Raw genomic sequence first — 8,611 nt, forward strand, 5'->3', positions numbered from 1 at the left:
GAGTTTCCTTCATATAAATCTTTGATTTAGTTTCTTCTTTTTAATTTTCAGAGTTTGTTCTCTGAAAATTGCACATGAATGAGAGCCAAAATTCTTTGATTTTATTTCTCGAATTTACTCAGCTGTGCTGAGTTTTCTTCTTTTTTTTATTGGTCAAGCCCTCGACCTATTAGTATCAGTCAGCTAAATATGTTACCATACTTACACCTCTGACCTATCAACCTTGTGTTCTTCAAGGGGTCTTACTAGCTTATGCTATGGGAAATCTCATCTTGAGGGGGGCTTCACGCTTAGATGCTTTCAGCGTTTATCCCTTCCCGACTTAGCTACCCAGCTATGCTCTTGGCAGAACAACTGGTGCACCAGAGGTCAGTCCATCCCGGTCCTCTCGTACTAAGGACAGCTCCTCTCAAATTTCCTACGCCCGCGACGGATAGGGACCGAACTGTCTCACGACGTTCTGAACCCAGCTCGCGTGCCGCTTTAATGGGCGAACAGCCCAACCCTTGGGACCTACTACAGCCCCAGGATGCGACGAGCCGACATCGAGGTGCCAAACCTCCCCGTCGATGTGGACTCTTGGGGGAGATCAGCCTGTTATCCCCGAGGTAGCTTTTATCCGTTGAGCGATGGCCCTCCCACGAGGTACCACCGGATCACTAAGCCCGACTTTCGTCCCTGCTCCACTTGTGGGTGTCGCAGTCAGGCTCCCTTCTGCCTTTGCACTCTTCGAACGATTTCCGACCGTTCTGAGGGAACCTTTGGGCGCCTCCGTTACTTTTTAGGAGGCGACCGCCCCAGTCAAACTGCCCACCTAACAATGTCCCGTCACCAGATTCATGGCGTCCGGTTAGAACCCCAATACTGTCAGGGTGGTATCCCAAGGTTGACTCCACCAAGGCTGACGCCCTAGTTTCTCAGTCTCCCACCTATCCTGTACAGACAATATCGGAATTCAATGCTAAGCTACAGTAAAGCTCTACGGGGTCTTTCCGTCCAATCGCGGGTAGCGAGCATCTTCACTCGCACTACAACTTCGCCGGATTTGCAGTTGAGACAGTGCCCAAGTCATTACGCCATTCGTGCGGGTCAGAACTTACCTGACAAGGAATTTCGCTACCTTAGGACCGTTATAGTTACGGCCGCCGTTTACTGGGGCTTAAGTTCACACCTTCGCTTGCGCTAAGTGTTCCCCTTAACCTTCCAGCACCGGGCAGGCGTCAGCCCCTATACATCAGCTTACGCTTTAGCAGAGACCTGTGTTTTTGCTAAACAGTTGCTTGGGCCTATTCTCTGCGGCCTACTCTCGTAGGCACCCCTTCTCGCGAACTTACGGGGTCAATTTGCCTAGTTCCTTAACTGCAATTCTTCCGATGGCCTTAGGATTCTCTCCTCACCTACCTGTGTCGGTTTGCGGTACGGGCACTATTTCTCTCTCTAGATGCTTTTCTTGGAAGCATGGAATCAGATACTTCGGTCACTTGGACCTTCCCCATTACGCCTCAGAATTGTTAAAGCGGATTTGCCTACCTTAACTTCCTAAACGCTTAGACTAGCATTTCCAATCGCTAGCACATCCTATCCTTCTCCGTCACACCATCGATAATAACGATAATAGTGGTATCGGAATATCAACCGATTGTCCATCACCTACGCCTTTCGGCCTCGGCTTAGGTCCCGACTAACCCTGGGCGGACGAGCCTTCCCCAGGAAACCTTAGGTTTTCGGCCTGTAAGATTCTCACTTACATCTCGCTACTAATGCCAACATTCTCACTCGTAATCAGTCCACCGCTCCTTACGGTACGACTTCAGCCCGATTACGACGCTCCTCTACCGCTGAAGTAAACTTCAGCCCGTAGCTTCGGTGGTAAGTTTGAGCCCCGGACATTTTCGGCGCAGGATCTCTCGACTAGTGAGCTATTACGCACTCTTTCAATGAGTGGCTGCTTCTAAGCCAACATCCTAGTTGTCTTAGAAATCCCACATCCTTTTCCACTTAACTTACACTTTGGGACCTTAGCTGACGATCTGGGCTTTTTCCCTTTTGACCACGGATCTTATCATTCGTAGTCTGACTGCCGAACTCATAGTATATGGCATTCGGAGTTTGATAAGGTTCGGTAAGCGATATGCCCCCTAGCCCATTCAGTGCTCTACCTCCATTACTCATATCCGACGCTAGCCCTAAAGCTATTTCGAGGAGAACCAGCTATCTCCGAGTTCGATTGGAATTTCTCCGCTATCCACAGCTCATCCCATGCTTTTTCAACAGCAACGTGGTTCGGTCCTCCACGGGGTTTTACCCCCGCTTCAACCTGGCCATGGATAGGTCACCCGGTTTCGGGTCTACGGCATGCAACTAGTCGCCCTATTAAGACTCGGTTTCCCTTCGGCTCCGTACCTTAAGTACTTAACCTTGCTACATACCGTAACTCGTTGGCTCGTTCTACAAAAAGCACGTCATCACCCTCATATGGGGCTTTGACCGGTTGTAGGCACACGGTTTCAGGTTCTATTTCACTCCCCTCCCGGGGTTCTTTTCACCTTTCCCTCACGGTACTGCTTCACTATCGGTCATCAGGTAGTATTTAGCCTTGGGAGGTGGTCCTCCCTGCTTCCCACAAGGTTTCACGTGTCTCGTGGTACTCTGGATCAGAACTCTAAGCTTCTTCGTTTTACCTACGTGGCTATTACACTCTACGGCTTAACTTTCCAGTTATCTTCGGTTACAAATTTGCTTATTTAATGTTCTGTCCGCAACCCCAGAGATAAATCTCTGGTTTGGGCTCTTTCCCTTTCGCTCGCCGCTACTAAGAAAATCGATTTTTCTTTCTCTTCCTCCAGGTACTTAGATGTTTCAGTTCCCTGGGTTTACCTTCCTGTAGCTATGTATTTACTACAGGATACATGGGGTTTCCCATGTGAGTTTCCTCATTCGGAGATCTCCGGATCACTGGCTATGTGCGCCTACCCGAAGCTTATCGCAGCTTATCACGTCCTTCATCGGCTCCTGATGCCAAGGCATTCACCATGCGCCCTTTGTAGCTTGACCTATTAAGGTTCTCTTATTACAAAGAGTTAATTTATTTTCACAAAGAATATTTTTCTTGGCTTGTTGTCACTTCTCAATTAGCTTTCGCTAAAAAAGTTGTTTTTAATTCATGTGCAATTTTCAAAGAACAATAAGATTGCATAACAATCTTATATTTTTGAAGGATTTTGGTCCTTCAAAATTGAACAGAAGTTAAGATACCATATCTTTTGAATACTAGTTAAACGTCTTGTTAACTAGATTTCTCCATAGAAAGGAGGTGATCCAGCCGCAGGTTCTCCTACGGCTACCTTGTTACGACTTCACCCCAATCGCTGACCCTACCTTAGGTCGCTGCCTCCTTGCGGTTAGCTCACGAACTTTGGGTATTGCCAACTCTCATGGTGTGACGGGCGGTGTGTACAAGGCCCGGGAACGTATTCACCGCGACATGCTGATTCGCGATTACTAGCAACTCCAGCTTCATGTAGGCGAGTTTCAGCCTACAATCCGAACTGAGACAAGTTTTATAGTTTAGCTCCACCTCGCGGTATTGCATCTCTTTGTACTTGCCATTGTAGCACGTGTGTAGCCCTAGACATAAGGGGCATGATGATTTGACGTCATCCCCACCTTCCTCCCGGTTAACCCGGGCAGTCTCGCTAGAGTGCTCAACTAAATGGTAGCAACTAACAATAAGGGTTGCGCTCGTTGCGGGACTTAACCCAACATCTCACGACACGAGCTGACGACAACCATGCACCACCTGTCATCCTGTCCCCGAAAGGACTTCCTCGATTAAGAGTAATGCAGGAGATGTCAAGTCTAGGTAAGGTTCTTCGCGTTGCTTCGAATTAAACCACATGCTCCGCTGCTTGTGCGGGCCCCCGTCAATTCCTTTGAGTTTTAATCTTGCGACCGTACTCCCCAGGCGGAATACTTAATGCGTTAGCGGCGGCACAGAGGTCATGACAACCCCTACACCTAGTATTCATCGTTTACGGCGTGGACTACCAGGGTATCTAATCCTGTTTGCTCCCCACGCTTTCGAGCCTCAGCGTCAGTTACAGTCCAGAGAGTCGCCTTCGCCACTGGTGTTCTTCCTAATCTCTACGCATTTCACCGCTACACTAGGAATTCCACTCTCCTCTCCTGCACTCTAGACTTCCAGTTTGAAATGCAGCACCCAGGTTGAGCCCGGGTATTTCACATCTCACTTAAAAGTCCGCCTACGCTCCCTTTACGCCCAGTAAATCCGGACAACGCTCGCCACCTACGTATTACCGCGGCTGCTGGCACGTAGTTAGCCGTGGCTTCCTCCTCGGGTACCGTCATTATCGTCCCCGAAGACAGAGCTTTACGATCCGAAAACCTTCATCACTCACGCGGCGTTGCTGCATCAGGGTTTCCCCCATTGTGCAATATTCCCCACTGCTGCCTCCCGTAGGAGTCTGGGCCGTGTCTCAGTCCCAATGTGGCCGATCACCCTCTCAGGTCGGCTACGCATCGTCGCCTTGGTGAGCCGTTACCTCACCAACTAGCTAATGCGCCGCGGGCCCATCTTGTAGCGGATTGCTCCTTTAATTACTGCTTCATGCGAAGCTGCAATATTATGCGGTATTAATCTTCCTTTCGGAAGGCTATTCCCCTCTACAAGGCAGGTTGCCCACGTGTTACTCACCCGTCCGCCGCTAGGTTTGTTTCCGAAAAAACTCTCCTCGCTCGACTTGCATGTGTTAGGCACGCCGCCAGCGTTCGTCCTGAGCCAGGATCAAACTCTCACTAAAAAGTTTAATCTGCTTGCTCAAATTACTTTGAGTCTTAATTTTAAGACTTTCAAAAGAATTGCTGGTTATACTTAACTTTTATTCTGTTCAATTTTCAAAGACCATTTTCTCTTCGCCGCCCTCAAGCGACTTCATTATCTTAACATCTTTAAGATTTTATGTCAATACTTTTTTTAAACTTTTTAAAATTAAATTCTAATTTATATTTAAGTTTTAAAGTTTGACATTTGTAGTGCTCTCTCTCGAGAACATGATTTATATTATCATTTTAATTTTAAATAGATAGTGTATATTTTTCTATTAATAAGAATTTAATACGTAAATTCTCTATTTTTCTACATTATTCTATATATTTCTTATATTGATACACTAGGATAAGTTTTCTTGTAATTATTCCATTTTATATTAAATATATATGGTTTTACTTCAAATTAAATTTATACATTATTACAGTATAACTCTACAAATTTGCAAATTATAGGTTACGCTCTTTATGTTGGAGTTAGATTTAATTATTTATATGAATATTTACTTAATATTATCTATAATTTATATTTAGTAATTATTAACTACTAAAATATTTCTTCTTAAACTTAAAATATTTTAAACATTTATAAGTAAAATTCTTTTTTTTGCTTTTAATATTAAAGTCTTTTTTTAATTTCTTAATTGATTAATTTAATAATATTTGTTAATTATACATTTAAAAGTATATCCTTAAATAATTAAAATATACGAAAAAAAAGCTACGAAATAATTCGTAGCTTTTTGGTGGAGGTAAAGAGATTCGAACTCTTGACCCCCTGCGTGCAAGGCAGGTGCTCTCCCAACTGAGCTATACCCCCAAAAATGGTGGACCTTCAGGGACTCGAACCCCGGACCTACCGGTTATGAGCCGGTTGCTCTAACCAACTGAGCTAAAGATCCTAATAACCTAGCGACGTTCTACTCTCCCACACAGTCACCCGTGCAGTACCATCGACGCTGTAGAGCTTAACTGTCCTGTTCGGAATGGAAAGGAGTGTTTCCTCTACGCCATCATCACTAGATGGTTTGAGATTCTAAATCTTTGATTCAGTTTCTTCTTTTTAATTTTCAGAGTTTGTTCTCTGAAAATTGCACATGAATGAGAGCCAAAATTCTTTGATTTTATTTCTCGAATTTACTCAGCTGTGCTGAGTTTTCTTCTTTTTTATTGGTCAAGCCCTCGACCTATTAGTATCAGTCAGCTAAATATGTTACCATACTTACACCTCTGACCTATCAACCTTGTGTTCTTCAAGGGGTCTTACTAGCTTATGCTATGGGAAATCTCATCTTGAGGGGGGCTTCACGCTTAGATGCTTTCAGCGTTTATCCCTTCCCGACTTAGCTACCCAGCTATGCTCTTGGCAGAACAACTGGTGCACCAGAGGTCAGTCCATCCCGGTCCTCTCGTACTAAGGACAGCTCCTCTCAAATTTCCTACGCCCGCGACGGATAGGGACCGAACTGTCTCACGACGTTCTGAACCCAGCTCGCGTGCCGCTTTAATGGGCGAACAGCCCAACCCTTGGGACCTACTACAGCCCCAGGATGCGACGAGCCGACATCGAGGTGCCAAACCTCCCCGTCGATGTGGACTCTTGGGGGAGATCAGCCTGTTATCCCCGAGGTAGCTTTTATCCGTTGAGCGATGGCCCTCCCACGAGGTACCACCGGATCACTAAGCCCGACTTTCGTCCCTGCTCCACTTGTAGGTGTCGCAGTCAGGCTCCCTTCTGCCTTTGCACTCTTCGAACGATTTCCGACCGTTCTGAGGGAACCTTTGGGCGCCTCCGTTACTTTTTAGGAGGCGACCGCCCCAGTCAAACTGCCCACCTAACAATGTCCCGTCACCAGATTCATGGCGTCCGGTTAGAACCCCAATACTGTCAGGGTGGTATCCCAAGGTTGACTCCACCAAGGCTGACGCCCTAGTTTCTCAGTCTCCCACCTATCCTGTACAGACAATATCGGAATTCAATGCTAAGCTACAGTAAAGCTCTACGGGGTCTTTCCGTCCAATCGCGGGTAGCGAGCATCTTCACTCGCACTACAACTTCGCCGGATTTGCAGTTGAGACAGTGCCCAAGTCATTACGCCATTCGTGCGGGTCAGAACTTACCTGACAAGGAATTTCGCTACCTTAGGACCGTTATAGTTACGGCCGCCGTTTACTGGGGCTTAAGTTCACACCTTCGCTTGCGCTAAGTGTTCCCCTTAACCTTCCAGCACCGGGCAGGCGTCAGCCCCTATACATCAGCTTACGCTTTAGCAGAGACCTGTGTTTTTGCTAAACAGTTGCTTGGGCCTATTCTCTGCGGCCTACTCTCGTAGGCACCCCTTCTCGCGAACTTACGGGGTCAATTTGCCTAGTTCCTTAACTGCAATTCTTCCGATGGCCTTAGGATTCTCTCCTCACCTACCTGTGTCGGTTTGCGGTACGGGCACTATTTCTCTCTCTAGATGCTTTTCTTGGAAGCATGGAATCAGATACTTCGGTCACTTGGACCTTCCCCATTACGCCTCAGAATTGTTAAAGCGGATTTGCCTACCTTAACTTCCTAAACGCTTAGACTAGCATTTCCAATCGCTAGCACATCCTATCCTTCTCCGTCACACCATCGATAATAACGATAATAGTGGTATCGGAATATCAACCGATTGTCCATCACCTACGCCTTTCGGCCTCGGCTTAGGTCCCGACTAACCCTGGGCGGACGAGCCTTCCCCAGGAAACCTTAGGTTTTCGGCCTGTAAGATTCTCACTTACATCTCGCTACTAATGCCAACATTCTCACTCGTAATCAGTCCACCGCTCCTTACGGTACGACTTCAGCCCGATTACGACGCTCCTCTACCGCTGAAGTAAACTTCAGCCCGTAGCTTCGGTGGTAAGTTTGAGCCCCGGACATTTTCGGCGCAGGATCTCTCGACTAGTGAGCTATTACGCACTCTTTCAATGAGTGGCTGCTTCTAAGCCAACATCCTAGTTGTCTTAGAAATCCCACATCCTTTTCCACTTAACTTACACTTTGGGACCTTAGCTGACGATCTGGGCTTTTTCCCTTTTGACCACGGATCTTATCATTCGTAGTCTGACTGCCGGACTCATAGTATATGGCATTCGGAGTTTGATAAGGTTCGGTAAGCGATATGCCCCCTAGCCCATTCAGTGCTCTACCTCCATTACTCATATCCGACGCTAGCCCTAAAGCTATTTCGAGGAGAACCAGCTATCTCCGAGTTCGATTGGAATTTCTCCGCTATCCACAGCTCATCCCATGCTTTTTCAACAGCAACGTGGTTCGGTCCTCCACGGGGTTTTACCCCCGCTTCAACCTGGCCATGGATAGGTCACCCGGTTTCGGGTCTACGGCATGCAACTAGTCGCCCTATTAAGACTCGGTTTCCCTTCGGCTCCGTACCTTAAGTACTTAACCTTGCTACATACCGTAACTCGTTGGCTCGTTCTACAAAAAGCACGTCATCACCCTCATATGGGGCTTTGACCGGTTGTAGGCACACGGTTTCAGGTTCTATTTCACTCCCCTCCCGGGGTTCTTTTCACCTTTCCCTCACGGTACTGCTTCACTATCGGTCATCAGGTAGTATTTAGCCTTGGGAGGTGGTCCTCCCTGCTTCCCACAAGGTTTCACGTGTCTCGTGGTACTCTGGATCAGAACTCTAAGCTTCTTCGTTTTACCTACGTGGCTATTACACTCTACGGCTTAACTTTCCAGTTATCTTCGGTTACAAATTTGCTTATT

At 46.9% G+C, this 8,611-nt stretch carries 2 tRNA genes and 4 rRNA genes (1 of these 6 cut by a window edge); all 6 read right to left on the reverse strand.

The annotated features are described in order from the left end of the window. Positions 1-149: 149 nt before the first annotated feature. Positions 150-3,054: ribosomal RNA gene (locus tag ACYQ1T_RS06125) — 23S ribosomal RNA — on the reverse strand. 252 nt (positions 3,055-3,306) lie between these two features. Continuing rightward, positions 3,307-4,820 (reverse strand): 16S ribosomal RNA (locus ACYQ1T_RS06130). Between the two features lie 769 nt (positions 4,821-5,589). Next, a tRNA-Ala gene (locus ACYQ1T_RS06135) sits at positions 5,590-5,665 on the reverse strand. Between the two features lie 5 nt (positions 5,666-5,670). Next, positions 5,671-5,747 (reverse strand) — tRNA-Ile (locus tag ACYQ1T_RS06140). Positions 5,748-5,752: 5 nt separating this feature from the next. Continuing rightward, positions 5,753-5,869, reverse strand: a 5S ribosomal RNA gene (gene rrf / locus ACYQ1T_RS06145). Positions 5,870-6,015: 146 nt separating this feature from the next. Beyond that, positions 6,016-8,611, reverse strand: a 23S ribosomal RNA gene (locus ACYQ1T_RS06150) (it continues 309 nt past the right edge of the window). Together the 16S, 23S and 5S rRNA genes with 2 tRNA genes alongside form the textbook arrangement of a ribosomal RNA operon.

It is taken from the genome of Clostridium carnis (assembly GCF_054657435.1).